Genomic DNA, 23,313 nt, shown 5'->3' with positions numbered 1-23,313 from the left:
CAGAAATGAGACTGTCCCGTTTTTTCACCGACACCCCGCTGAGCCTCGGCGAGCACGAACTGCCCGAAGCCCAGGCGCACTACATCAGCCGTGTGCTGCGCATGGGCGAAGGCGATGCCGTGCAACTGTTCGACGGCTCCGGCCAGGAGTTTTTGGGCAACCTGCTGGAGGTCGGCAAAAAACGCGTCAGCGTGCAGCTCACTGAACGCTTTCAGGGCCAGGTCGAATCGCCCCTGCACATTCACCTCGGCCAGGGCCTGTCCCGGGGCGAACGCATGGACTGGGCGATTCAGAAAGCCACGGAGCTTGGGGTCAACGTCATCACGCCGATTTTCAGCGACCGCTGCGAGGTACGCCTCAAGGACGAACGCGCCGACAAACGCCTGCTGCACTGGCGCCAGGTGGCGATCAGCGCCTGCGAACAATGCGGACGCTCGACCGTGCCGGTGATTCACCCACCGCTGCTGCTGGCCGAGTGGCTGAAGCAAACCGAGGCGGACCTGAAACTGGTGCTGCACCCGGTGGCCGAGCCGCTGGTCAGCCATGCCAAGCCAGCAAGCCTGGCCTTCCTTATCGGGCCTGAAGGTGGATTGACCGACAACGAAGTCCAGATCGCCCAAGCCGCCGGCTACCACGCCGCGCGCCTGGGGCCACGGGTGCTGCGTACCGAAACCGCGCCGGTGGTGGCGCTAGCAGTCGCTCAACAACTGTGGGGCGATTTCTGACCCAGACCCTTTGCAAACCCAATCCCCCTGTGGGAGCTGGCTTGCCAGCTCCCACAGGGGGATTGGGTTATCACTTCTTTATTCCACCGGATCACTCACCGGCCTGGCAATGATCGCCTTCAGCTCAGCGGTCATCGGGAACTCCAGGTTCAGCCCTTTGGGTGGAATCGGCTGTTCGAACCAGCGCTGATAAATCCCGTTGATTTCCCCGCTGCGATACAGGTCTGCCAACGTCTCGTTGACCACCGCCAGAAACTGCGGATCGTCCTTGCGTACCATGCAGCTGTAGATTTCCCGGGACTGCTCTTTGCCCACCACCACCCAGTGGTGCGGGTCGCGGGCCTTGGCGCGCTCGCCGTAAAGCAATGCGTCATCCATATAGAACGCCGCTGCGCGGCCCGTCTCCAGCATCTTGAACGCTTCGCCATGGTCCTTGGCGCTGATCACGAACATATTGGCCTTGTGCTCGGCGTTGTAACTCTTGAGGAAACGCTCGTTGGTGGTCCCCGCCGTGGTCACCACATTCTTGCCGCCAAGGTCGCCAAAGCCCTGGATGCCACTGTCCTTCGCCGTCAGCAACTGCCCCTTCACATAGATAAACCCGTAGGAGAACGCCACCTGCTTCTGCCGCTCGGCGGTCACGCCGGTGGAGCCGCATTCCAGGTCGACCGTGCCGTTCTGCACCAACGGGATACGCGTCTGGGAGGTCACCAGGTTGTATTTCACATTGAGCTTGGCCACCCCGGTTTTCTGCTGGATGCGCTCGACGATCTTGTTCGCCAGCTCCACCGAGTAACCCATGGGCTTGCCGCTGTGATCCCCCACGTAGGAAAACGGCACCGAAGCATCGCGATACCCCAGGGTGATGGACTGGGCGCCGGCGATTTTGCCCAGCGTACCCTCCAGCGGCGCCGGATTGGCCTGGGCCTGAGCCCCCCACAACAGCCCCAGGGTGCAGGCCGACAACAGGATTTTTTTCATTGTTATGCTCCGTGTTTTTGACGTTATGCGCGCACAGCAATCACGCTGATTTCCACCAGCACGCTCGGGCGCGCCAGTTGCGCTTGCAGGGTGGTCCGCGTCGGCGCGCAGCCCGGCGACAGCCAGGCCGACCACACCGCGTTCATCGGCGCGAAACCCTCGCCGATGTCTTTCAGGTAAATCGTCGCGTTGAGCAGGTGGTCCTTGTCGCTGCCGGCTTGGGCCAGCAACGCGTCGATCTTGGCCAGCACTTCCCGGGTCTGGGTCGCCACATCCTGACCATCGTCCGGCACCTGGCCCGAGAGGAACACCAGGTCCTTGAAGGTCACGGCACCGGAAAGTCGTTCGTTGCTGCTGAGTCGTTCGATGGTCATGGGTGGATCCTCAGGCGGCGCGGGGCGTCAGGCCCTGCAGGTCAATGGAAGGAGTGCGCTGGCCGATCAATTCGGCCAGCAGTTGGCCGCTACCGCAGGCCAGGGTGAAGCCGAGGGCGCCATGGCCCAGGTTCAACCACAGGTTGCGCGTGGGACTGGCGCCGATCAGCGGCACACCGGTCGGGGTGGCCGGACGCATGCCGGCCCATTCCACCGCGCGGGAGTAGTCGCCGGCCAGGGGAAACGTCTCCCGTGCCTGACGCTTGATCAGCGCCAGGCGCTTGGGGTCGAGGCTGGCGTCGAAACCGACGATATCCACCATGGCCGCCACCCGCAGTTGTTCGCCGATGCGCGCATAGACGATCTTGCGGTCGTAGTCGGTGATGCTCACGTTCGGCGCCTGATGCTGCGGGCCAAGCGGCACGCTCAGGCTGTAGCCCTTGAGCGGATACAGCGGCACCCGCAGGCCCAGCTCGGCACTGCGATACCCGGCGGCCAGCACCAGGTGCTCGACCGGCATCACCTCATCACCCAGCTCGACCGCCTGCACCGCACCACGTGCCTCGCGAATGCCGGTGACCTTGCGCCCCAGCAAAAACCGGCAACGCCCCGAGGCTTCAAGCCGGGCCGCCAAGCGCTGGCAAAAGGCATGACAATCGGCCACTTCTTCATTGGGTGTATAGATGCCGCCGACGAACCCGCCACCCGCCAGCGCCGGCTCCAGTCGCGCGCAATCGGTCGCCGACAACACCTGCTGCTGCAGGATATCGGTGACTTTGCTGCGGGCATGTTCAAAAGAGCCGGCATTACGGAACGTCACCAACTTGCCGTTGCGTCGCCAGTCGAAGCCATCCAGATGATCGTTATCGCGCCATTGCTGCAACGTGGCCTGGCTCAACGCCGCCAGGCGCAGCAAATGAGCGGCATTGCGCTGGTTCACCGAACCCCGGCAGGCGCCAAGAAACGCGGCCATCCAGCGCCATTGCCGAGGGTCGAGGCGTGGACGCAGCTTGAGCGGCGAGTCGCCGCGCAGCAACCAGCCCACGGCCTGCCAGGGCACGCCGGCGTCCGCCAACGGTGCCACGTAGCGATAGGACAATTGCCCACCGTTGGCAAAACTGGTTTCGCTGCCCAGCGACCCGCGCGCCTCGATCACCGTGACCTCATGGCCGGCACGCACCAGCGCGTACGCACTGGCCAAGCCGATGACCCCACCCCCGATGATACAAACCTGCCCGGCCATCCCAGCCCCCAGCCTTTGAAATAAGAGGACTCAAGCGTAGGGTCAGGTGACAGGCGCGCGACAATCAATAAAGATGGCCCTCCTATAAACAAAGGTTATGGACTTGCCATGCGCTTGCGTCATATCGAGATCTTCCAGGCCATCCGCCAGACCGGCTCCGTCAGCGCCGCCGCGCAGTTGCTGCATGTGTCGCAACCGGCGGTGACCAAGGTGTTGCAGCACGCCGAGTTGCAGTTGGGCTTTCCGCTGTTTCTGCGGGTACGTGGCAAATTGCAGCCCACCCCGGAAGCTCTGGCCCTGGAAAGCGAAGTCGAGAAAGTCAGCGAGAGCCTGCAAGGCGTGCGGCGTCTGGCCAAGAGCCTGCGCCGTGCACCGGGCCAGAGTGTGCGCATCGGCGCCATCCCCGCGCTGGCCCTGTCCCTGCTGCCGCCGGCGATCCTGGAGTGGAAGCGCGATTACCCGGATATGGCCTGCGAGCTGTCCAGCGACCATAGCCGCGAGCTGGTGCAGAAGCTGTTGATGCGCGAGATCGACCTGGCCCTGACGCTGAATTTTTCCGGCCACCCAGGGCTGACTACCCAAGTGCTGGCCAACGGTGTGCTGGTGGCGTTGGCGTCGAAGGGTTACTGGCCCGACGCTGAAATCAGCCAGCCACTGCCCCTGGCCGACCTGGCGGGCACTTCCTTGATCGGGCTTTCCAGCGCCGACCCGTTGGCCGCGAAACTCGACAGCTACCTGGAAAACGTCGAGCCGCCGCCCCGGGTGACGATTGCCGTGCAGACCTATTCCCTGGCCCGTGCCATGGTGGAGTCCGGCGCAGGCCTCACGGTGATCGACCCATTCACCGCCCTCGGCGCCTCGACCGTCACCACGTGCATCCGCCCCCTCACCCCGCCACTGCCGATCACGCTCTATGCACTGACCCGCGCCGATGAACCGCCGCCGCATATGTTGGCCAAGCTGCTGAAGATCTTCGGCCACCGCGCCCAGGACCTGCTGAAACGCTTGTAAGAACACCACTCTTGAAACCGATGAAGCTCCAATGTGGGAGCGGGCTTGCTCGCGAATGCAGTGTGTCAGTGAAGTAGGTATTGGCTGATCCACCGCATTCGCGGGCAAGCCCGCTCCCACATTTGGATTTGTCGTGTGGGTCAGAGCACGTAATGCATCACCGCCACAAAATGCAGCAGGCTGCCGCCGATAACGAACAGGTGCCAGATCCCATGGGAGTGCCGCAAGCGATGCTCCAGGGCGAAGAAAATAATGCCGACGGTGTACAACACCCCACCCAGCGCCAGCCAGGTAAAACCCGCCGTGCCGAGCGCGTTGATCAGCGGCTTGACCGCCACCAGCACGATCCAGCCCATTACCGCGTAGATCACAATTGACAGGATGCGGGCTTCGGAACGCGGCTTGATCTCCTGCAAAATGCCGATCACCGCCAGCCCCCACACGATGCCGAAGAGCGTCCAGCCCCACGGCCCTCTCAATGTCACCAGGCAGAATGGCGTGTAACTGCCGGCGATCAACAGGTAGATCGAAAAGTGATCCACCTTCTGCATGATCGTTTTACGTCGCCCGCGCACACTGTGGTAAACGGTCGACACGCTGTACAGCACCAACAGCGTAAAGCCATAAATCGCTACGCTGACGATCTTCCAGGGGCTGCCGTCGAAACTTGCCACCACCAACATCCACACCGCGCCGACAAAGGCCGCGACCGCCCCGAACAAATGGCTCCAGGCGTTGAATCGTTCCCCGTGATACATGTGTCACTCACCTCGAATAACCGTTATCACCTTGAGCATTCTGACGTCAGACACTGACTTTCAGGTAACACCCGTTCTTCATTTGCCCAAGTACCCCAGCCCATCGGATGATTCACCCCATCCTGTGGGAGCTGGCTTGCCTGCGATGAGGGCCTGACACTCAACACTCTACCCACTGATAGACCGCTATCGCAGGCAAGCCAGCTCCCACATAAAAGCACCCCATTGGTAATCGCCATGCCCGAGCTTGAACCCGACGCACCTCACCCCAGCCTATGGCAATTGTTTTACAACTTCGCCATGGTCGGCCTGTTCGGCTTTGGCGGCGTGATGCCCTGGGCACGGCAGATGATGGTCGACCGTAGGCAGTGGGTCAGCGAACAGGGCTTCAATGAGCTGCTGACCACCGGCCAGTTCTTCCCCGGCCCGAATATCGCCAACGTCGGCATCATCTTCGGTCGGCGCCTGCATGGCTTGCCGGGTGCGGTTGTGACCGTGTGCGGGCTGTACCTGTTCCCCTCGCTGATCACCGTACTCGCCGGCTTCGCCTACGCCAAATGGTGGAGCCATGACGTGGTGCAACAGATCTTCGGTGCCGTGATGCCGATTGCCACCGGCCTGATGCTCGGCACCACCCTGCGCCTGCTCAAGGCCATGCCCCGCAACCTCGCCAACTACAGCGCGTTCTTGCTGACGTTCGTGTTGATGGCGGTCCTGGTGCTGCCGCTGTGGGTGGTACTGCTGGTCTGCATCCCCAGTTCCCTGGCCCTGAGCTTCATCGAATCCAAGCCGGTGGTCAGCTGATGCAAACCGTCCTCCTGCACCTGATGGTCCAATGCGCACTCTGGTCGCTGATGTCGATTGGCGGCAACACCGTGGCCATCGGCGATATCCACCGCTACACCGTCGTCGATATGCACTGGATCACCGACGCGCAATTCGTCGCGTTCTTTGCTCTGTCCCAGGCGCTGCCCGGCCCCAACGGCATGTTCCTGGTGTTTATCGGCCAGCAAGCGGCGGGCCTGCCGGGCGCGCTGGTGGCCTTGCTGGGCAAACTGGTGCCGTGTTCGGTGCTGGCCTATGTGGGTGCCGGCTGGCTGGAAAAACACACCCGCACGCCGTGGGTGCAACGGGTCAAGCGCAGCCTGCTGCCCATCTCCATCGGGCTGATCCTGGCCTCCACCTACATTCTGATGAACAGCCTGGAAAACAATGCCACCAGCCTGGTGCTGACCCTCGCCAGCGCCGCCGTGGTCTATTACACGCGGCTGAATGCGATTTGGCTGATCGTCTTCGGCGTGGCGCTCGGCCTGTGCAGTTCATGGCTGGGAGCGAGCTGGTTTTAGGGGCACAATCGACGGCATTCGAACAAGAGTGACCGCCATGCTGATCGACGAAGAGTTCACCCTCAAGAAGCTGGAAATCTTCCTGGCGTTCATGCGCACCGGCAACCTGGCCCGTGCCGCTGCCGAGTTGCAGACCAGCAACGTCAGCGTGCACCGCGCCATCCACTCCCTGGAAAACGCCCTGCGCTGCCCGTTGTTCAAACACGAAGGGCGCAACCTCACCCCGCTGGAAAGCGCCTATGTGCTGGAAGAGCGCGCGCAGAAACTGGTGAGCGACGTGGTCGACAGCGTGCGCCTCACCCGCGAAGCCGCCGGGTTCTCCGCCGAGCGCTTCAAGCTGGGCTCGCTGTATTCGCTGACGGTCAAGACCGTGCCGCAGTTGATCATGGGCCTGAAGCTGCGCCGCAGCGAACTCAATATCGACCTGATCCTGGGCTCCAACTTCGACCTGCTCTACAAGCTCAAGAACATGGAGGTGGACGCGATCCTCATCTCTTTGGACGAACACGCCAACGACCCCGACTGCGAACAGATCGCGCTGTTTTCCGACGACATCTTCCTGGCCACTCCGGCCGATTCGCCCTTCGACCGCGAGCAGCAGATCGACCTCGCCGACGTGCGCGACGCCACCTTCATCACCCTCACCCAGGGCTTCGCCACGCACCAGGACGGCAATCGCGTGTTCAAGCAGGCCGGGTTCGAGCCGAAAGTGGCGATGCAGGTGAACGATATTTTCACGCTGCTGAGCATGGTCAGTTCAGGCGTGGGGTATGCGTTGCTGCCGGGCAGGATCGCGGCGGTGTACGAAAACCGCGTGAAGCTGATACCGCTGCAACCCCGGTATCGGTTGCAGCAGCATATCGGCGTGGTCTTTCTGAAGGCCAAGGAGCGTGACCCGAATTTGCTGGCGTTGTTGGCGGAGTGCCGCATGTATGCCAACCGTCAATCTTGACCGTCCCTTGTAGGAGCCCGGCTTGCCGACGATGACGCCATCAAAATCGCCATCGCAGGCAAGCCAGCTCCCACATTTTGACTGCATTCCAAATGCAAACCCGATCAAATGTGGGAGCGGGCTTGCCCGCGAAGACGCCAGGCCAGACAACGCTGGATCGGGGGTTAGCCGACGAGGCCACGCACGATGAAGTACAGCACCGAAGGCCCGAGCAGGCAGCCAAGCCCGGTATGGAAGGTCGCTGTCAGTGCGCCGTAGGGCACCAACCGCCGGTCCGTCGCCGCGAGCCCTGCGGTCACACCACTGACGGTACCGGCCAGCCCGCCGAACACCATCGCCGAACGCGGGTTGTCCAGGCCCATCCAGCGCGCCGCCACGGGCGTGCCGACCATCACCAGAATCGCCTTGATCAAGCCCGTGGCAATCGACAGCGCCATCACATCCGACGTCGCGCCAATCGCCGCACCGGTCACCGGGCCGACGATGTAGGTCACGGCACCGGCGCCAATGGTGGTCATGCTGATCGCATCGCGGTAGCCGAACGCCCAGGCCATGCTCGCGCCGACGATAAAGGGCAGCACGGTGCCCAGCAGCAGCGCGATCACGCCGATCATCCCGGCCTTGCGCGCCTCGGTGGCTTGCACCTCGAACGCCGTGGCGACGATGGCGAAGTCTCGCAGCATCGCGCCGCCCATCAGACCGATGCCGGAGAACAGTGCCATGTCGGCCAGGCCCTTTTGCCCGCCGGTCAGCGTGCCGCCGACCCAGGCCAGGATCAGGCCGATGACGATGGCAATCGCCGAGCCATGAATGCGTCCGAAGGTAAGGCGCTTGGACAGCACCACCGAAATCCACATCACCACGCCGACGAAGGCAAAAGCAGTGATCAAACCATTGTGTTCCAGGCCCTTCTCGATGAGATCCCACATATCAGCGGCCCCCTGCGACAGGTGCCGGGGTGCTCAGCGGTTCCTCATCAGGCAAGGGTTCGCCCTTGTGAGTCCGGCTGATCAGCGCAATGGTGCAACCGCACACCACCACTGATCCGATGGCCGCCAGCACCGCCACCGGCCCGCCGTGCAAGGCGGTCACCACGTTCTGTTGCGCCGCCATCGCCACCACCACGGGAATGTACATGGCGCCCCAGAATCCGACGCCCATTTCGCAGTCCTTGGTCATGCCGCCGCGCTTGTGCATCCACAGCCGGGCGCAGATCAGCAGGATCATCGCGATGCCCACTCCGCCGACGTTGGATTTGACGCCGAGCAACACGCCCAGCAAATCGCCCATGATCACGCCCGCGAGCGTGCAGATCGCCAGCAATGCCACACCGTAAATAATCATTGTCGTTGTCCTCAAAGTGCTCGATCGAAATTGTTGTTGTTGTGCTTCGAAAGCCTTGGGTGGTGCTTTATCGGTGGCGGCGCCCCTCCTCTTGCAACAGGGCCTGCAAGGTGTCCAGGCGCGCGCCTTCGCAGGCGATGACCGTGCCTTGCTCGAACACCCGGCGCGACAGGCCGGTGAGCACGGCCCCCGGAGGCAGTTCGATTTGCAGGCGCACGCCGCGCTCATAGGCGCTTTGCACGGTGCCGCGCCAATCGACGATGCGGCACATGTTGAACGCAAGGTCGTCGCGCAACGGCTCAGGTTGGTGGACCGGCCGCGCGCGGGTGCTGCTCAGGTAGGTGATGCGCGGCGCCTTGAGCGGCACAAAGGCCTGCGCCAGCACCTGGGCCGGTTGCTCCAGCAGCGCGCAATGGGACGGCACGCTGACCGCCAGGCGCCTGGCGACGCCATTGCCCTTGATGCGCTGGGCCACACGCTGCATGGCCTCGTCGCTGCCGGCGATCACGCTCTGGTTGTCGGCATTGATATTGGCCAGGTACACCGGGGTTTCAGGGCTGTGGATCTCGGTCAGCAGTTTTTCCACTGTGGATAATTCCACACCGATGATCGCGGTCATGCCAAAGCCCTGTGGATAAGCGTTCTGCATCAATTCGCCGCGCAGGCTGACCAGCTTGAGTGCATCAGCGAAGTCCAGAGCACCCGCGATCACAGCGGCGGGATAGGCGCCGATGGACAGGCCCGCGACATAGTCCGGTGTGTGTTGCAACAAGCGCGCGTGGGCGACACCGGCGATCAACAGGCACAACTGAACCGCACGGGTCGAGGCCAAAGCCTGCACGGAATCGAGCTGACGCGCATCTTCACCCAGCACATCGCTGGCCTGCTCCAGTACCTCGGCGGCAATGCCCTGAAGCATCCCGGGTCGCTGGGCGCCCTGCCCCGGAAACACCAGCAGGCTGCTCATGCCACGGCCTGCCAGGGGTCAAGGACGAGATGCGCGCCGCTGACGGTTTTCAGCAACACACGCTTGGAATCACCGGCCCATTCGCGCAAGGCAACGGCGCCGAACGGTGTTTGCAACTGCATGTCCACGGCGCACGCGGCCTTGTCCAGGGTGGCCAGCAACTCACGCGCAGCGCTGCGACCCAGCAGCTCGGGCGTGCGCAGAAGCAGGTCCAGGTCGCTCCTGGCATGCAGCGCTTCAATGCCCGTGGCCAGTTCGAAACCGGCGCTGCCGGTGACGCCCCAATCCAAGGCGGCCAACACGGGGCGCAGTTGTTCGAGGGCCTGCAACGCCGGCAGATCCCGTGGCGAAACGACCTCGCGCAAGTCTTCCGGCACCACTCGCCGCTGCACGGCGGCCAGCGGCATCAGCGCAGCCAGGCGTTGCTCGCGCAACCGACCGCGCACGCCCACGGCAATAAAGCCCGGTGCGACGCGTGCGCGGCGCACCACCACCGCATCAAGCGCCGTCGCCGCCCACGCCGGTGCGTCAGCGGGCAGATGCGCCGGGGTCATGCCCCAGAGCAAGTCGTGCGCGTTCACCATTGCTCCCGCAGCAGTTCGCGCACGCGGCTGGAAGCCGCGCGGTTGGCCGCGCCCAGGCGACCACTCAAGTCAGGCTCGCCAACGTCCTTGATTGCACTCACCAGGCAGTCGCCGACCCGCGCCACATCGTCCGGCGTGGGTTGTTCAATCCGGCTCACCGACAGAGTTTCCCAGAGCAGCCCCAGGCTGGCATAGCTGTCGATGTCATAGGCCATCGGCGGCACGCTGGCGGCCAGGGCCTCCAACTCTTCGACACTGCGCAGGGTCACCCGCGCCGCCGAGGCCTTGCCCATGGCGTGCACCATCACGCCGGGGTCACGCAGGGCGATCAGGCGGTTGGCCTGGTAACCGTGGGCCAGGAATGCACCGGACATGGCCTTGCCCACCAGCAGCGCGATCACCGGGTGTCCGGCCAGTCGGGCGCGGGCGTAGCTGTCGGCGGCGGCGGCCAGGGCCTGGTGGATACCGAGGGCTTCTTCGCGGCGGCCATAGGCTTGGCTGGGCACATCGACGATGGCGATGATCGGGCGTTTGTCGCCCCGGGCGATGGCTTCATCCACCGCTTTGGCCAGGCCCCAGCCCTCCAGCAAGCCGACCTCACCATTGCGGGCACGAGGGAAGCGGTTGTGCGGGTCGGCGACCACGGCGATAAAGCGCACAGCCTGCTCACCCACTGCGCCATCGGCCACCTTCAACGAGTCCGGCAAGCCTGTCACGGGCGTCGCGCCGGCGCTCAATGCGTTAAACCACTGCAAGCCGCTCATGGGCGTTCTCCTTGATACAGCGCGCGCACCGTCGCCGGGTCGATTTGCGCTGTGGCATCCAGTTCGGCGAGACGCGCCAGATAATGTTCGGCCTGGCGGCTGCGTTGCCGCGCCGGCACGCCTTGTTCCAGCAGTGCGCTGACGGTCTGTTGAATCTCGGCGACATCATCCGCCACATAACGGTCGGCCAGCCCGCTGTTGAAGCGCTGCTCGCCGCCGGTGAGGCTCCAGATAAAAGGCCGATCGCGGGAGTCGTATTCGTCCAGGCCGGCTTCCTGCTCGATCACTTGCGGGCCGTTCAGACCCAGGCGCGCTTCACGGGTGACCACCAGGTAGCTGCACAACCCGGCGGCGATGGACATGCCACCAAAGCAGCCAACGCTGCCGGCCACCACGCCGATCACCGGCTGGAACCGACGCAGATCGACAATCGCCGCATGGATGTCGGCAATCGCCGCCAGCCCCAGGTTGGCTTCCTGCAAACGCACACCGCCGGTTTCCAGCAGCAGCACGGCGCGGGTCGGGATGCCCTTGCGATTGTCTTCGGCGGCCAGCTCCAGGGCGCCAGCGATTTTCGCGCCCCCCACTTCACCGAGGCTGCCGCCCTGGAAGTTGCCTTCGATGGCCGCAATGACCACGGGCAGGCCGTCGATGCTGCCTTTGGCGATCACCACCCCGTCATCGGCCTGGGGCACCACACCCTGGCGGCTGAGCCAGGGCGACATGACGCGCTGGAACGGGTCGATCAGTTCACGGAAGGAACCGCTGTCCAGCAACGCCTTGGCCCGTTGCCGCGCGCCCAGTTCAACGAAGCTGTGTTTGGCAAGGTCAGTCATGGCCGATCTCCTCGAAACCTTGTTCCAAGCGCAAACGCACCACGCCGGGCGTCGCACCGAAATCGTGGATATCGATCTTCAGCGCAGGCGGCGTCTGCTCCTGGAAGATCCGTTCGAACAGATGTTGCCAGCGTTGTCCGGCGCCATTCACCGAGGTCTGCACCTGGATGGTCAGCGTGCCCGGCGTGCCCGGTTCCAGCAGCACTTCCAGATCGCCCGAACCGACACAACCCACCAGCGCACGGCCCTTGGGCGGCTGCCCGGCGGGGAATTCAAAGGATAAGGTTTCCATCAAAACGCTCCGTCGAGGCGGTCGATAAACAGGCAGGCGGCCAACAGGTCGGCGGCGCCGCCCGGGGAGGCATTCAGGGCCAGCAGGCGCTGGTCAAGTTCGTGCAGGCAGCGGCGACCGGCGAGGGTCGCGCTGCCGCCCGCGTCCAGTACGGCCTGAGCCCCGGATTGCATGGCGTGCAAGCCCTCAAGACCCGCGCGATAGAGCACGCAGGTATCGGCCAGGTCGGTCATGATCGCGAGCAACGCATCCAGGCGGGCATTCTGTTCACCCGCGTTCTGCCGCCGGCTTTTGCGCAATTGCGGCAAGCCGCGCTGCACCACCGAGGGGAAGCCCAACTGCGCTTCTTCACGCGCTCCGCGGGCGCCGTAGCGTTGCGCCACCTGCGCGCCGTGGCTCATCGGTTGCGGGGCATAACGGTCGTTGAGCAGGGCCAGCCGGGCAGCGTTCAGGGTAATAGCGCGGGGCTCCAGGGCGGCCGCTGCAGTGAGTAAACCCAGCGCCCAGATCGCGCCGCGATGGGTATTCACACCGTGAGTGGTGGCGAGCATGGCGTGCTCGCCTTCACGGCCGATCCGTCCCAAGGCTTCACGCAGGGGCAAACCGACTTCACCGAATTCGATGGCCGCTTCAGCCATTTCCTTGAACATCGGCCACAACGACAGCGCCGAGGCGTGCATCAAACCCAGGTGCAAATCGCTGTGGGCACCGTTGCCGCGGCGGTCCACCAGGGCCGGTTTGGGCGACAGGTCGGCTTCATCGATCAGCGCGTCGACGGCCATGTCCGCCAGGCGGTCGGCGAGGGTCAATTCATGCAGTTTGAGTGCGCGCATTTACCAACTCCTGAATTTGGCGGGCGGGTTGTACAGGCCACCGGACCAGTCCACCAGGTCGGCCACGCTCTTGGCGGCCAGCAGCTCGCGGGTGGCGTCGGTGCGACGGATACCCAAGTCTTCGGGCAAGGCGATCAGGCCTTCACGGCGCATCCGTGCGGTGTCCTTGGGGTTGTGGCGCAGGCCGATGGCTGTTACGCCAGCCACGGCGGCGATCATCGCCTGGCGCTCTTCCAGAGAGCGTGCCTTGTACAGGTAGGCGATGCCTTCTTCGGTGAGCAGGTGGGTGACGTCGTCGCCGTAGATCATGATCGGCGCCAGGGGCATGCCGCTTTTGCGCGCGACGTCCACCGCATCGAGGGTGTCGACGAAGGTGGGCTTGCCGCCCTCCTGGAAAGTCTCGACCATTTGCACCACCAGCTTTTTGCCGCGCTCCAGCAAGGCTTCGGGCGCAGCGTCGTGGCGCATGTCCAGCCACGCCGGCGTGCCGTGGCGACGACCGCGCGGGTCGTGACCCATGTTCGGGGCACCGCCAAACCCGGCGAGGCGGCCACGGGTGACGGTGGAGGAATGACCGTCGCCGTCGACTTGCAGGGTGGCGCCAATAAACAGATCGACTGCATATTGGCCGGCCAACTGACAGAACATCCGGTTGGAGCGCATCGAGCCGTCACGGCCGGTGAAGAACACATCCGGCCGCGCGGCGATGTAGTTCTCCATGCCCAGCTCGGTGCCGAAGCAATGCACACTTTCGACCCAGCCGCTTTCGATGGCGGGGATCAGCGTGGGGTGCGGGTTGAGCGTCCAGTTGCGGCAGATCTTGCCCTTCAAGCCCAGGGATTCGCCGTAGGTGGGCAGGATCAGTTCGATGGCGGCGGTGTTGAACCCGATGCCGTGGTTGAGCGATTGCACATTGTGTTTTTCGTAGATGCCACGGATCGCCATCATCGCCATCAGTACGTGCACCGGCTTGATGTGGCGCGGATCGCGGGTGAACAGCGGTTCGATGTAGAACGGCTTGTCGGCCACCACCACGAAATCCACCCAACTGGCCGGGATATCCACGCGTGGCAGATCGGTGACGTCATCCACCAACTGGTTGACCTGCACGATGACGATGCCATCGCTGAAGGCAGCGGGCTCGATCAACGCGGGAGTGTCTTCGGTGCTGGCGCCGGTGTAGATATTGCCGGCGCGGTCGGCCATGAAGCCGGCAGACAGAACGACGTTGGGGATCAAGTCCACCACCAGCCGTGCATAGAGTTCGATGTAAGTGTGGATCGCGCCGATTTCCAGCAGGCCGTCTTCCAACAGTTGGCTGATGCGCAGGGATTGAGTGCCGGCGAAGGAGAAGTCGAGCTTGCGCGCAATGCCTTTTTCAAACAGATCCAGGTGCTCGGAACGACCGACACTGGGCATGATCATGTGCAGATCGTGGAGCTTGGCGGGGTCGGCTTTTGCAAGGGAGCGCGAGAGAAAATCCGCCTGTTTCTGGTTGTTGCCCTCCAGCACCACGCGGTCGCCGGGGAGGATCAACGCTTCCAGCGCCTCGACGATCCTGTCGCTGGGCAACACCGCCCCGTCTGCATACTGTTTGACCAGCCCGAGCCGCCGCTGCTTCTCGTCGCGCCGCCGCGTCCAGCGCGAGTCGGGGGTGATGGTTGTTGTCATGGTCGCTCCACGGGATTTGCTGTCGTGGGCTGTACCTTAGGAGTGAATCGGGGGGGTATCAATCAAGCTCGGCGGCGGATCGTTACGGTTGGGGTAACGAAGTCCGTGCGAATGCTGATCGTGAGCCTGATGCACATTAAAATGTGGGAGCTGGCTTGCCTGCGATAGCGGTGTGTCATCTGGCGATAAGTCGACTGATACTCCGCCATCGCAGGCAAGCCAGCTCCCACATGGGTTCGGTGGCGTTCGTTAAGGAGCGGTCCCAAGCAGGGAACGATCAGTCCCTGTTTGGGACCGCTTCAAGAGGCTGGCGACGGGCTGACTTGCTCCAACGCTCTATCAACCAGCATCTGCCCCAGCTCCGCCATTTGCTGGATGCCGAGCAGGATTGCGCGCTGGGAGGTGTCCAGGTCGAAGGCCAGGTTGCAGGTGAGTGCGTTGAGGGAAGACAGGGTTTCGCTGGCTGCACACAACAAGTTCATGCACTGCCCAAAATCTCGCAGGAAAAATCCGAAGCCAATCGGTCTACAACCTCATGTCTATGCTCACAGCCCCCAAACCTTCAAGCGGGTAGCTGCGGTACTCATAAACCCCACCACGAACAGCAAGGCGGATGAGGCCAGCCTGTCGGGTGACTTGAACATCCGGCTCTTTAGTTTTCAGAAAGGGATGTGCCGACACCAGTGTCGTGAGTATTTCCCGATCATTACTCAGATCCTTGTGGACGTAGTACAGGTAGGTAAAGCCCACCGTAGCGCCACCCTGATTATTCCGCGCGCCGTAAATAGAGCTTCCGTTATTCAAGGAGTACTTGAGCACGACCTCATCCAGCTCCGGTGGATTCGGGCTCATCAACCAACCAATGCCCAAGTACCCGAGACACGCCACCAGCAGCCCGTTGAGCAAGCCCTGGACCGGCCACTTAATACCCTTGAGCTCTGGCATATTCGATACCCTCCTTGATCCAATGCTGGTCACTGTGATCATCACCATACGGCGCATCGCCCCACCAGTCTCCGAACTCCGCCCGAGAAGTCCCTGCTGCCTTTTGCGCCGCACCAGCCGCTCTCAACAGCACACTTTCCGGAATACCCAGCACAATGCCGGTGACGCCATAATTGAAATTCCCGAACGCCTCGTACTCACGACTTTTCTGTTTGTAATCCCAAGGGCTACGCCCCCGGACCTGTGAGTAAAACCAGGAATAGGCGAAGGCTGAACCAGGCTTCAAATGCATCCTGCGGTTGTTGGCCAAGGCAATATTGTCTTGCAGCGAAACGCCCGAAGGTATGGGAGGGACGGCCATTTGCGAATCCTTGCTGATGGGGTTGAGCGATAAAAACTAGCACTCAACAATCAGTAAAAAATACGAAGGTGAGACTTACAGAAATTTCAGACGCGCTATCAGTCAGAGCCCTACCTACGATTGTCGTCCTGACAAGCAACAAGGAATGTTCTGACAGCGGTTTCAGGTTGTTGCTCGGAACCTGTCTATCTAGCCTTTCCGGTCCGAATCGTTCCGCGGACAGACGTCATGAATCCGACCGTTAAAACCGATGCAAGGTCATTGCAGAGCGTGATGTATCACATCACAATCACGCCATGATCGTCAGCTGGAAACACAAAGGTCTCAGGGTCTTCTATGAGACAGGCTCGACCAGTGGCATCAACGCAAATCATGCAAAGCGCTTACGCCGCGTTCTGTTCATTCTGGACAAAGCCGAACACCCAGATGCACTGAACTTGCCTGGTTGGCGTTTCCATCGCTTGAAAGGCGATCTGATCGACTATTGGTCTGTCAGCATTAGTGGAAACTGGCGGATCATTTTTCGGATGTTCGACGACCAAGTCGAACTGGTTGATTATCTTGATTACCACTGAGTAGAGGTATCGATATGGGCATGCACAACCCCCCTCACCCAGGTGAAATCCTGCTTGAAGATGTAGTCCCTGCCCTGGACATCACCATCACCGAAATGGCCCGGCGCCTGGGTTTCGCCCGTGAGACGTTTTCGAGGATCTTGCATGGGCGTGCGCCTGTCAGCCCTGACTTGGCGGTGCGGCTTGAGCGGGCAGGTGTGAGCACTGGGCAGTTATGGCTGTCGATGCAGAGTGCTTATGATTTGTGGCAGGCCGAGAATCGGGAGCAGCCGGTGATTGAGCGGTTTGCGCGGATCGATTGATATCTGGAGACAAACGCAATTCAGTGTGGGAGCGGGCTTGCCTGCGATGGCGGTGGGTCAGCTGTTGATGCAGTGACAGACAAACTGCTATCGCAGGCAAGCCAGCTCCCACATTGGATCCTGACAGGGATCAGGTTCAGGCCAGACCTGACTCCACCAGCAAGGCTTCAAGCCCCATCAGGTCCGGCACCTTCGCCACATGCTCGCCCACTTGCACCGCCGCCAGTTCCAGTGGGCACAGCGGCACGTCCACGTAGCTCAGCTCGCTGTCGAGCTTGTACGAGCGGGGGATCCCCTGGATCACCAGCGCGATGAACTTCAACGACGGTCGCCCGCCCAGCGCATTCAGCACCACGATTCGCGAGCGTTCGCCGATCACGATGGCCTCGCCGCACACCGCTTCGAAGCTGATCAGCGGCAGTTGCCGATCCCGCCAGGTCACTTGCCGCAAATACCACGGCGGCGCATCGCTGGCCGGTTCGCCGCGCTGGAAGTCGATCAGCTCGGCGATGGCAACGTTGGGCAGCACCAGGTGGCGGTCGGCCAGAGGCAACAGCAGGCCGGTGAGTTGGCTGGTGCGGTGATCAAGCATGGGACTTGCTCCAGTAGGCGATGCTCTCCAGCAGCACCGATTCCTGATACGGCTTGCCGAGGTAGTCATTCACGCCGATGGCCATGGCGCGGTCGCGGTGCTTCTGGCCGGTGCGAGAGGTGATCATGATGATCGGCAGGCGCATCAGTCGCGGATCGTTGCGCACTTGCATGGCCACTTCGAAGCCGTCCATGCGCGGCATTTCGATGTCGAGCAGCATCAGGTCCGGCAGGTGTTCTTCGAGCACGGCAATGGCGTCGATGCCGTCTTTGGCGGTGAGTACGTTCATGCCGTTGCGCTCCAGCAAACGGCTGGTGACTTTGCGTACGGTGACTGAGTCGTCCACCACCAACACCAGCAACGGGCGCTTTTTCAGCGGGTCGTTGAGGATCAGCGGCGCGTCGGTCACCCGGGCCGGCAAGGCCGGTTGCCGGGCGCGAATGTGCGCCAGCAGGTCGATGATCAACACCACGCGACCATCGCCCAGAATGGTCGCCCCGGACAGGCCCTGCACAGCGGCAAGCTGCGGCCCCAGGCCCTTGACCACGATTTCCCGCGTGCCGGCCATGGCATCCACGTGCACCGCCACATGCCGCTCATTGCACTGCACCAGCAAGAGCGGGACCGGCTGGTACTGGCCCAGCAGTTTCGGACGGTTGACGGTGTGCAGCAGGTCGCCCAGGTAGAACAACTCGTAGCGCTGTCCGGCGTACTCGTAGCTCGGCGGGTCGAGCTGATAGTGCCCGGCCAGTTCATGGGGCAGCACGCTCACCAGGCCTTCGATGGTGTTGAGGGGTATCGCGTATTGGTCGTCCGCACATTGCACCATCAGCGCCCGGTTGACCGAGACGGTAAATGGCAGGCGAATGCGAAAGTGCACGCCCGCCCCCGGGGTCGACTCAATGAACATCGAACCGCCCAACTGACGCACTTCCTCGTGCACCACGTCCATGCCCACGCCCCGTCCGGAAATCTGCGTGATCTTCTCGGCGGTGGAAAAGCCCGGCTGCAGGATGAACTGCAACACATCACGGTCGCTCATCTCTTGATGCGGACCGAGCAAGCCACGCTTGATCGCCTTGCGCCGCACCGCTTCCAACGGCACACCGGCGCCGTCGTCGCGCATGTCGAAAACGATGTCGCCACCTTCGTGGGTCAGGTCCAGGGTGATGCGGCCTTTTTCCGGCTTGCCCGCCAGCAAGCGCGCCTCCCGCGGCTCCAGGCCATGGTCGACGGCATTGCGCAGCATGTGCTCCAAAGGCGCCGCCATGCGTTCCAGTACGTTGCGGTCCATCTCGCCCTCGGCGTTGCCGACGATGAACTCCACGTCCTTGCCCAACTCGCCCGCCACCTGGCGCACGATGCGCTTGAGGCGCGGCAACATGCGCTCGAAGGGCACCATGCGCGTACGCATCAGGCCCTCTTGAAGCTCAGTGTTGATGCGCGCCTGTTGTTGCAGCAGGTCGTGGGCGTCCTGGTTGCGGCTGTCGAGGGTGTCCTTGAGGTCGAGCAGGTCGGAGGCCGATTCGGACAGCGCCCGGGACAACTGCTGCAACTGGGAATGACGGTCCATTTCCAGCGGGTCGAACTCTTCGTAGCCCAGGCGCTCGGCCTCGGCCTGCTGGCGGCTGAGAATACGGCCTTGGGTTTCGGTGTCGAGGCGGCGCAGTTGGTCGCGCATGCGCTCGATGGTGGTCTCCACTTCGTTGAGCGCAATGCGCGCGTCGTTGACCTGCTGCTCGATACGCCCACGGAAGATCGAGGTTTCACCGGCCAGGTTGACCAGGTCATCCAGCAGCTCGGCGGAGATTTTCACCATATCGGCGGCAGGGTCCACCACCGCCTCAGCCTTGCCCGCCGGCAGCGCCACCGGCATCACCGCCTCTTCACTCGGGTGCACCAGGCTCTTGATGCGTTCGATCAGTTTGTCCACCGAGCCCACTGGTAAACCGTCCGCTACCGCGTCGATCATCTGGGCCAGGCGGTCGTGGCAACCTTGCAACAGCGCGAACAATTCGGGGGATGAAGCCAGTTGGCCGGCAGACAGGCCCTCGTAGAGAAACTCCAGTTCATGGGCCAGGTCACCGATCGGGCCGATCTCGACCATGCGCGCACCGCCCTTGAGGGTGTGCAGGTCGCGCAACAGGGTTTCCACTTCCTGACGGTTGCCGGGCTCGGCCTGCCAGCGCGAGAGCGCCGCGCTGGAGCTGTCGAGAATGTCGGCGGCTTCTTCGAGGAAGATCTCCAGCAAATCGGGATCGGCACTCGATGCCTGGGCCACAGGGGTCGGCGTTGCGGGCGAACCGCTCTGTCGCAGGGCCCGCAGCTTGTCGACCAGCTCAGTGCTGTCACTCAAGGGCTGGTGCTGCTGTAACTGATCCAGCTGCAAGGCCAGCCGTTCATGGCTGTCCATCAGCACGAGGGACAACTCGGGGGAATAGCTGTAGCGCCGGTCCACCAACCCTTCGTACAGGCACTCCAGCTCATGGGCCAGGTCGCCCACCGGGCCGATTTCGGCCATGCGCGCGCCGCCCTTGAGGGTGTGCAGGTCGCGTTGCAACGACGACAACGGCGCAAGGCTGTCCGGCTCCAGCAACCAGCGCTTGAGAGACTGCCCGGCGCTGTCGAGGATATCCACGGCCTCTTCGAGGAAGATCTCGACGATCTCGTCGTCCACGTTGGAGCCTTGATCCAGCTGCGCGGTGGCGGCACCGAGTTCGGCGATACGCGGAGCCTGGTGGCCGTCGGTACTGATCAAGCCCGTGGCCGATGGGTCCAGCGCACCGTCCAGCAACTCGCGCAGGGCTTCGACCCGCGCCGGTGCCGGGCTGATTTCCTGACCGGCGGCCAGTTGGTCGAGCATGTTGATCAGTGCGTCATGGGCCTGTTCGGCCTCCAGGAAAAACCGCTCGCTCACCGCCAGGCTGCTTTCTTCCACGGCGCCATACAAGTCGAGCAAGGCTTCGCACAGCGCGTCGATGGCGTGCAGGTCAGCGAGGTGCGCACCCTCCCCCAGCGTCGTCAATTCGTCCAGCAGTGCGGTCAGCTCCTGACGCTCGCCGGGGTGCTGCTGCCAACGGCGCAGCAGGCTTTCGGCATCGAGCAGGATGTCCATGCCCTGGGCCAGGAAGTTGGCGATCAACTGCGGATCGCGCTTGATGCGCAGGCCGGTATTCGGTGCGTCGAGCAGCGCGGCAAGCTGCTGGTCGAGCAGGCCCTGGGTACGCTTGATCAGGTCCTGCGCACCGGGGATGGGCACCAGCGGGTCACTGTCCAACTGGCGCAGCCCGCGCTGGAACACGCCTTCGGCCTCCAGCAGCAACTCCACTTCGTCCAGGTCCAGGGGCAGGCGGTGGGCCTTGTATTCGCGGGTCAGGTGATCCAGCGGCCGCGCCAGTTCGGCAATCGGCAACACGCCGGCCATGTAGGCGCTGCCTTTGAGGGTGTGCAGGGCGCGTTGCAGTTCATCGCTGACTTGCAACGGCACATGCTCGGCGGCCTGTTGCAGGAAATGGTTGAGGCTGTCCAGGTGGCTCTGGGCTTCGTTGCGGAAGATCTCCAGCAGCATCGGGTCGTGGCCTTCGGCAGCGGCTTGCGTGCCACTGGCCAACGCATGGGCGCGAGCCGCCAGGGCGTCGACTTCATCCCGCTGGCGCTGATGGCCGTTGGCGAAATCGGCGATCAGCTCCGGCAACAGCGCCACCGCCTCGTCCAGCACCTGTTGCACCTCGGGGCCCAGGGCCACGCTGCGCTCCAGTACGCGGTTCAGCAGGTTTTCCACGGCCCAGGCCAGCTCGGCCAACACCAGGGCACGCACCATGCGGCCACTGCCCTTCAGGGTGTGGAAGGCGCGGCGCATTTCGCCCTGGGCGGTCTTATCGGTGCTGGCCGGCAGAAAGTGGTGCAGCACCTCCAGCACTTCGTCGGATTCTTCGAGGAACACGTCGCGCAGTTCGTCATCGACCGGCTCTTCACTGGCCGGCGGGGGCAACAGACTGCCGGGACGTTGCAGTGCCGGCGGGTTCAGGCGGGAGGTCGGGCTGGCCAGTGCGTCGAAACGCGATTGGCTCTGCGCGGCGTCGATGGAGGGCATGTCGTGCGCAACTGTCTGCGTCGGGCGCCAGGGTTTCTCGGCAGGCAGGTAACCCAGCACAGCCAGGCCTCGGGCGGCCAGCTCCAGCACGCGTTCACCGGGGGCATCCGGGTCCTGGAGCATGCGCTCCAGGTAATACTCCAGGCTGCTGACCACGTCGGCGAAAGCATCCTGTTGTGCCTCGGAAGGCGTGGCATCGCCGGCCATGAAGTGTTCGTCGACGTAGTCGGTGCAACCGCGCATCAGGCTGGCCGCCCGTGGCAGCGGAATCATCGCCAGGGCGCCGCGCACCTGGCTCAACAGCTCCGGCAGGGACTCCAGGCGCTGGCGGTCCCAGTCCGCCTCGATGCAATCGATCACCAGTTCCTTGGCCTGCTTGAGGCACTGGCAGGACTCGCGGATCACCAACTGGTGAATCTGCGTCAGGTCGGTGGTGGGCAGGCGGCTTTCTTCGCGGCTTTCCGGCTCGACGGTACCGACCATGCCCGCCAGCGTGGCTTCGACGTACAGCAAGGCACCGGCGACATCCATCAACACCGCGTCGTTGGGTTCGCGCTGACCCTGGGCCAGGCTCAGCACCACCGCCAATTGGTCGATGATCACTTTGCGCGGCTGGCCGAAGCCAAGCACCGCCAGGGTATCGGCGATCTGCCGCAGCGGCGCCAGCAGCGCATCGAGGTCGCTGGTGTGCTGCCGGTCGCTGCGCACGAACAGGTCGAGGCGCTCTTTCACCCGCACCAGTTCTTCACACAAGGCCCCGAGTACCGAGCCCATGGCATTGCGGTCCGGTCCGGCCAGGCGGGCGCGCTCGGCGTCGACCACGGTGCTGTCGGGCAAGGCCTCATCCAGGCCATAACGTTCTTTCAGGCTTTGCATGCGCGGTGTCGGCCGAGTGACCTTGGCCACATAAAACAACAGGCTCTTGAGCAACTCGTCCGGTGCCGGCTGGTTGATCCCGCCGATGCCCTGGGCCAGCAGGCGCTTGAGTTGCTTGTCGCTGGCCTTGAGCAGGCTGCGCAGTGCCGGGCTATTGGCGATCACGCCGGTCAGCATGCCTTCGACCAATGCCGAAGTGACTTGCCACAACGGCAACAGCGGCGCGCCCTGGCACAGGGCTTCCAGACGCGCGAAGACCCGCGCCATGTCTTCCAGGTTGCTCGGGCCATGGTCTTCCCGCAGCAAACCGGCCAGGGCTTGTTGCAGCAGGTGGTGCCATTGACGCAACTGGTCGGCCAGGTCGGGTGCCGCCCGTTGGATCAGGGCCTCATCGGGCAACGGCGCAATCGACAGCAGCTGCGGGCTGAACAGGCTGGTCTCCGACAGCAGGCTTTCGCCCCTCGCGCTGCGCAGGTCGTTGAGCAATGGCAACACCACCAGCGGCAAGTCACGGCGAGCGCTGTGCACCCGGTCCAGGTACAGCGGCAGTTGATTGAGGGCCTGTTGCAGCAGGCGGATGCCTTCGTCGCGCTGGCCAATACGTCCGGCTTGCAAGGCCAGGGCCAGCTCTTCGAGCTCTTCGGCCAGCAAGGCGGCGCCGTAGAACTCGACCATCTGCAACGCGCCATGCACCTGATGGATACCGGCCAGGCAGTCGTCGATGACGCCGCTGTCACCCGTTTCGACAAACGCGTCCAGCGCCGAACGCGCCTGCTTCAAGGTGTCGGCAATGTCGCCCTTGACCCATTCGAGGGCCACGTAGTCGTGCCGATCAACCATAACTGCTCCGCTTAGAATTCGTGGGTTGCTGGTGTTGCAGAGATCTCA

The 23,313-nt window shown here is 63.2% G+C and carries 25 protein-coding genes; 7 read left to right on the top strand and 18 right to left on the bottom strand.

The window, feature by feature from the left end; all coding sequences use genetic code 11:
- Window positions 1-5: 5 nt before the first annotated feature.
- Window positions 6-725, top strand: coding sequence for a 16S rRNA (uracil(1498)-N(3))-methyltransferase (locus ACW9IB_RS15280; RefSeq protein ID WP_457414312.1), 720 nt, complete (start codon window positions 6-8; stop codon window positions 723-725).
- A gap of 78 nt (window positions 726-803) precedes the next feature.
- On the opposite strand, the gene ACW9IB_RS15275 is transcribed toward ACW9IB_RS15280, so the two are convergent.
- From ACW9IB_RS15275 to ACW9IB_RS15265, 3 genes are read right to left on the bottom strand one after another with little or no spacing between them, the layout of a single operon-like run.
- A complete protein-coding gene (locus ACW9IB_RS15275) occupies window positions 804-1,706 on the bottom strand; it encodes a transporter substrate-binding domain-containing protein (protein WP_457414311.1) in 903 nt (300 codons plus the stop codon).
- A gap of 23 nt (window positions 1,707-1,729) precedes the next feature.
- Window positions 1,730-2,080 carry a RidA family protein gene (locus ACW9IB_RS15270; protein WP_457414310.1) on the bottom strand — a complete coding sequence of 117 codons (351 nt, stop codon included), beginning with the start codon at window positions 2,078-2,080 and terminating at the stop codon, window positions 1,730-1,732.
- Window positions 2,081-2,090: 10 nt separating this feature from the next.
- Window positions 2,091-3,323 (bottom strand): D-amino acid dehydrogenase, encoded by a 1,233-nt coding sequence (locus ACW9IB_RS15265; protein WP_457414308.1) that lies wholly within the window; start codon window positions 3,321-3,323, stop codon window positions 2,091-2,093.
- Window positions 3,324-3,431: 108 nt separating this feature from the next.
- Here ACW9IB_RS15265 and ACW9IB_RS15260 point away from each other — a divergent pair, with 108 nt between their 5' ends.
- Window positions 3,432-4,334 (top strand): LysR family transcriptional regulator, encoded by a 903-nt coding sequence (locus ACW9IB_RS15260; protein ID WP_457368710.1) that lies wholly within the window; start codon window positions 3,432-3,434, stop codon window positions 4,332-4,334.
- Window positions 4,335-4,474: 140 nt separating this feature from the next.
- Here the strand turns inward: ACW9IB_RS15260 and trhA are convergent, their stop codons facing one another.
- A complete protein-coding gene (gene trhA, locus ACW9IB_RS15255; protein WP_457368711.1) occupies window positions 4,475-5,092 on the bottom strand; it encodes a PAQR family membrane homeostasis protein TrhA in 618 nt (205 codons plus the stop codon).
- Between the two features lie 237 nt (window positions 5,093-5,329).
- On the opposite strand from trhA, the gene ACW9IB_RS15250 reads away from it, so the two are divergent.
- Genes ACW9IB_RS15250 through ACW9IB_RS15240 form a run of 3 tightly spaced genes read left to right on the top strand, consistent with a single transcriptional unit; the run spans window position 5,330 to window position 7,390 of the window.
- Window positions 5,330-5,896 carry a chromate transporter gene (locus ACW9IB_RS15250; RefSeq protein ID WP_457414307.1) on the top strand — a complete coding sequence of 189 codons (567 nt, stop codon included), beginning with the start codon at window positions 5,330-5,332 and terminating at the stop codon, window positions 5,894-5,896.
- Window positions 5,896-6,438 carry a chromate transporter gene (locus ACW9IB_RS15245; RefSeq protein ID WP_457414305.1) on the top strand — a complete coding sequence of 181 codons (543 nt, stop codon included), beginning with the start codon at window positions 5,896-5,898 and terminating at the stop codon, window positions 6,436-6,438. The genes ACW9IB_RS15250 and ACW9IB_RS15245 overlap by 1 nt, the downstream gene beginning before the upstream one ends.
- 37 nt (window positions 6,439-6,475) lie before the next feature.
- Window positions 6,476-7,390 (top strand): LysR family transcriptional regulator, encoded by a 915-nt coding sequence (locus tag ACW9IB_RS15240; RefSeq protein WP_457368714.1) that lies wholly within the window; start codon window positions 6,476-6,478, stop codon window positions 7,388-7,390.
- 164 nt (window positions 7,391-7,554) lie between these two features.
- Here ACW9IB_RS15240 and madM read toward each other — a convergent pair whose 3' ends face one another.
- From madM to ACW9IB_RS15180, 12 genes are all read right to left on the bottom strand, one after another.
- Window positions 7,555-8,319, bottom strand: a complete 765-nt coding sequence (gene madM / locus ACW9IB_RS15235; RefSeq protein WP_457368715.1) for a malonate transporter subunit MadM — start codon at window positions 8,317-8,319, stop codon at window positions 7,555-7,557.
- 1 nt (window position 8,320) lies between these two features.
- Entirely contained in the window at window positions 8,321-8,734 is a 414-nt protein-coding gene (madL, locus tag ACW9IB_RS15230; RefSeq protein ID WP_457368716.1) for a malonate transporter subunit MadL, read from the bottom strand.
- A gap of 67 nt (window positions 8,735-8,801) precedes the next feature.
- Window positions 8,802-9,701 (bottom strand): malonate decarboxylase subunit epsilon, encoded by a 900-nt coding sequence (gene mdcH, locus ACW9IB_RS15225; protein WP_457414304.1) that lies wholly within the window; start codon window positions 9,699-9,701, stop codon window positions 8,802-8,804.
- A complete protein-coding gene (locus tag ACW9IB_RS15220; RefSeq protein ID WP_457414303.1) occupies window positions 9,698-10,285 on the bottom strand; it encodes a malonate decarboxylase holo-ACP synthase in 588 nt (195 codons plus the stop codon). The genes mdcH and ACW9IB_RS15220 overlap by 4 nt, the downstream gene beginning before the upstream one ends.
- Window positions 10,279-11,049: a biotin-independent malonate decarboxylase subunit gamma gene (gene mdcE / locus ACW9IB_RS15215; protein WP_457368719.1), complete on the bottom strand. Its 771-nt coding sequence runs from the start codon at window positions 11,047-11,049 to the stop codon at window positions 10,279-10,281. Before mdcE ends, ACW9IB_RS15220 begins: the two co-directional genes overlap by 7 nt.
- Window positions 11,046-11,885 (bottom strand): biotin-independent malonate decarboxylase subunit beta, encoded by an 840-nt coding sequence (locus ACW9IB_RS15210; RefSeq protein ID WP_457414301.1) that lies wholly within the window; start codon window positions 11,883-11,885, stop codon window positions 11,046-11,048. Before ACW9IB_RS15210 ends, mdcE begins: the two co-directional genes overlap by 4 nt.
- Window positions 11,878-12,177, bottom strand: coding sequence for a malonate decarboxylase subunit delta (locus ACW9IB_RS15205; RefSeq protein ID WP_457368721.1), 300 nt, complete (start codon window positions 12,175-12,177; stop codon window positions 11,878-11,880). The genes ACW9IB_RS15210 and ACW9IB_RS15205 overlap by 8 nt, the downstream gene beginning before the upstream one ends.
- Window positions 12,177-13,010 carry a triphosphoribosyl-dephospho-CoA synthase gene (locus ACW9IB_RS15200; RefSeq protein WP_457368722.1) on the bottom strand — a complete coding sequence of 278 codons (834 nt, stop codon included), beginning with the start codon at window positions 13,008-13,010 and terminating at the stop codon, window positions 12,177-12,179. The genes ACW9IB_RS15205 and ACW9IB_RS15200 overlap by 1 nt, the downstream gene beginning before the upstream one ends.
- Window positions 13,011-14,681: a malonate decarboxylase subunit alpha gene (mdcA, locus tag ACW9IB_RS15195; protein ID WP_457414300.1), complete on the bottom strand. Its 1,671-nt coding sequence runs from the start codon at window positions 14,679-14,681 to the stop codon at window positions 13,011-13,013.
- Between the two features lie 299 nt (window positions 14,682-14,980).
- Window positions 14,981-15,163 carry a DUF6124 family protein gene (locus tag ACW9IB_RS15190; protein WP_457368052.1) on the bottom strand — a complete coding sequence of 61 codons (183 nt, stop codon included), beginning with the start codon at window positions 15,161-15,163 and terminating at the stop codon, window positions 14,981-14,983.
- A 43-nt stretch (window positions 15,164-15,206) separates the two neighbouring features.
- On the bottom strand, window positions 15,207-15,626 hold the full coding sequence (locus ACW9IB_RS15185; RefSeq protein WP_457414298.1) for a hypothetical protein: 420 nt from the start codon (window positions 15,624-15,626) through the stop codon (window positions 15,207-15,209).
- Window positions 15,604-15,987, bottom strand: a complete 384-nt coding sequence (locus ACW9IB_RS15180) for a polymorphic toxin type 44 domain-containing protein (protein ID WP_457414296.1) — start codon at window positions 15,985-15,987, stop codon at window positions 15,604-15,606. The genes ACW9IB_RS15185 and ACW9IB_RS15180 overlap by 23 nt, the downstream gene beginning before the upstream one ends.
- A 296-nt stretch (window positions 15,988-16,283) precedes the next feature.
- Between ACW9IB_RS15180 and ACW9IB_RS15175 the strand changes: the two genes are divergently transcribed.
- A complete protein-coding gene (locus ACW9IB_RS15175; protein WP_457414295.1) occupies window positions 16,284-16,562 on the top strand; it encodes a type II toxin-antitoxin system RelE/ParE family toxin in 279 nt (92 codons plus the stop codon).
- 14 nt (window positions 16,563-16,576) lie between these two features.
- Window positions 16,577-16,864 carry a HigA family addiction module antitoxin gene (locus ACW9IB_RS15170; RefSeq protein WP_457414293.1) on the top strand — a complete coding sequence of 96 codons (288 nt, stop codon included), beginning with the start codon at window positions 16,577-16,579 and terminating at the stop codon, window positions 16,862-16,864.
- A gap of 136 nt (window positions 16,865-17,000) precedes the next feature.
- Here the strand turns inward: ACW9IB_RS15170 and ACW9IB_RS15165 are convergent, their stop codons facing one another.
- Both ACW9IB_RS15165 and ACW9IB_RS15160 read right to left on the bottom strand, forming a co-directional pair.
- The gene (locus ACW9IB_RS15165) at window positions 17,001-17,456 is read right to left on the bottom strand and encodes a chemotaxis protein CheW (RefSeq protein ID WP_457368050.1); all 456 of its coding nucleotides are present in this window, start codon (window positions 17,454-17,456) and stop codon (window positions 17,001-17,003) included.
- Window positions 17,449-23,265: an Hpt domain-containing protein gene (locus ACW9IB_RS15160; protein WP_457414291.1), complete on the bottom strand. Its 5,817-nt coding sequence runs from the start codon at window positions 23,263-23,265 to the stop codon at window positions 17,449-17,451. The genes ACW9IB_RS15165 and ACW9IB_RS15160 overlap by 8 nt, the downstream gene beginning before the upstream one ends.
- Window positions 23,266-23,313: the final 48 nt, after the last annotated feature.

This window comes from Pseudomonas sp. SDO524_S393 (assembly GCF_054071875.1).
This window is presented reverse-complemented; position numbering and strand designations above follow the sequence as displayed.

Excerpts from the sequence above, each read along its gene's own strand:
- ACW9IB_RS15260 (WP_457368710.1), top strand. The coding sequence starts at position 3,432 with ATGCGCTTGCGTCATATCGAGATCTTCCAGGCCATCCGCCAGACCGGC.
- ACW9IB_RS15160 (WP_457414291.1), bottom strand. The coding sequence starts at position 23,265 with ATGGTTGATCGGCACGACTACGTGGCCCTCGAATGGGTCAAGGGCGAC.
- ACW9IB_RS15220 (WP_457414303.1), bottom strand. The coding sequence starts at position 10,285 with ATGGTGAACGCGCACGACTTGCTCTGGGGCATGACCCCGGCGCATCTG.
- ACW9IB_RS15240 (WP_457368714.1), top strand. The coding sequence starts at position 6,476 with ATGCTGATCGACGAAGAGTTCACCCTCAAGAAGCTGGAAATCTTCCTG.
- mdcH (WP_457414304.1), bottom strand. The coding sequence starts at position 9,701 with ATGAGCAGCCTGCTGGTGTTTCCGGGGCAGGGCGCCCAGCGACCCGGG.
- ACW9IB_RS15185 (WP_457414298.1), bottom strand. The coding sequence starts at position 15,626 with ATGCCAGAGCTCAAGGGTATTAAGTGGCCGGTCCAGGGCTTGCTCAAC.
- madM (WP_457368715.1), bottom strand. The coding sequence starts at position 8,319 with ATGTGGGATCTCATCGAGAAGGGCCTGGAACACAATGGTTTGATCACT.
- ACW9IB_RS15245 (WP_457414305.1), top strand. The coding sequence starts at position 5,896 with ATGCAAACCGTCCTCCTGCACCTGATGGTCCAATGCGCACTCTGGTCG.
- mdcE (WP_457368719.1), bottom strand. The coding sequence starts at position 11,049 with ATGAGCGGCTTGCAGTGGTTTAACGCATTGAGCGCCGGCGCGACGCCC.
- ACW9IB_RS15190 (WP_457368052.1), bottom strand. The coding sequence starts at position 15,163 with ATGAACTTGTTGTGTGCAGCCAGCGAAACCCTGTCTTCCCTCAACGCA.
- ACW9IB_RS15180 (WP_457414296.1), bottom strand. The coding sequence starts at position 15,987 with ATGGCCGTCCCTCCCATACCTTCGGGCGTTTCGCTGCAAGACAATATT.
- ACW9IB_RS15205 (WP_457368721.1), bottom strand. The coding sequence starts at position 12,177 with ATGGAAACCTTATCCTTTGAATTCCCCGCCGGGCAGCCGCCCAAGGGC.
- madL (WP_457368716.1), bottom strand. The coding sequence starts at position 8,734 with ATGATTATTTACGGTGTGGCATTGCTGGCGATCTGCACGCTCGCGGGC.
- ACW9IB_RS15265 (WP_457414308.1), bottom strand. The coding sequence starts at position 3,323 with ATGGCCGGGCAGGTTTGTATCATCGGGGGTGGGGTCATCGGCTTGGCC.
- ACW9IB_RS15210 (WP_457414301.1), bottom strand. The coding sequence starts at position 11,885 with ATGACTGACCTTGCCAAACACAGCTTCGTTGAACTGGGCGCGCGGCAA.
- ACW9IB_RS15250 (WP_457414307.1), top strand. The coding sequence starts at position 5,330 with ATGCCCGAGCTTGAACCCGACGCACCTCACCCCAGCCTATGGCAATTG.
- ACW9IB_RS15275 (WP_457414311.1), bottom strand. The coding sequence starts at position 1,706 with ATGAAAAAAATCCTGTTGTCGGCCTGCACCCTGGGGCTGTTGTGGGGG.
- ACW9IB_RS15200 (WP_457368722.1), bottom strand. The coding sequence starts at position 13,010 with ATGCGCGCACTCAAACTGCATGAATTGACCCTCGCCGACCGCCTGGCG.
- ACW9IB_RS15165 (WP_457368050.1), bottom strand. The coding sequence starts at position 17,456 with ATGCTTGATCACCGCACCAGCCAACTCACCGGCCTGCTGTTGCCTCTG.
- ACW9IB_RS15280 (WP_457414312.1), top strand. The coding sequence starts at position 6 with ATGAGACTGTCCCGTTTTTTCACCGACACCCCGCTGAGCCTCGGCGAG.
- ACW9IB_RS15175 (WP_457414295.1), top strand. The coding sequence starts at position 16,284 with ATGATCGTCAGCTGGAAACACAAAGGTCTCAGGGTCTTCTATGAGACA.
- ACW9IB_RS15170 (WP_457414293.1), top strand. The coding sequence starts at position 16,577 with ATGGGCATGCACAACCCCCCTCACCCAGGTGAAATCCTGCTTGAAGAT.
- ACW9IB_RS15270 (WP_457414310.1), bottom strand. The coding sequence starts at position 2,080 with ATGACCATCGAACGACTCAGCAGCAACGAACGACTTTCCGGTGCCGTG.
- trhA (WP_457368711.1), bottom strand. The coding sequence starts at position 5,092 with ATGTATCACGGGGAACGATTCAACGCCTGGAGCCATTTGTTCGGGGCG.
- mdcA (WP_457414300.1), bottom strand. The coding sequence starts at position 14,681 with ATGACAACAACCATCACCCCCGACTCGCGCTGGACGCGGCGGCGCGAC.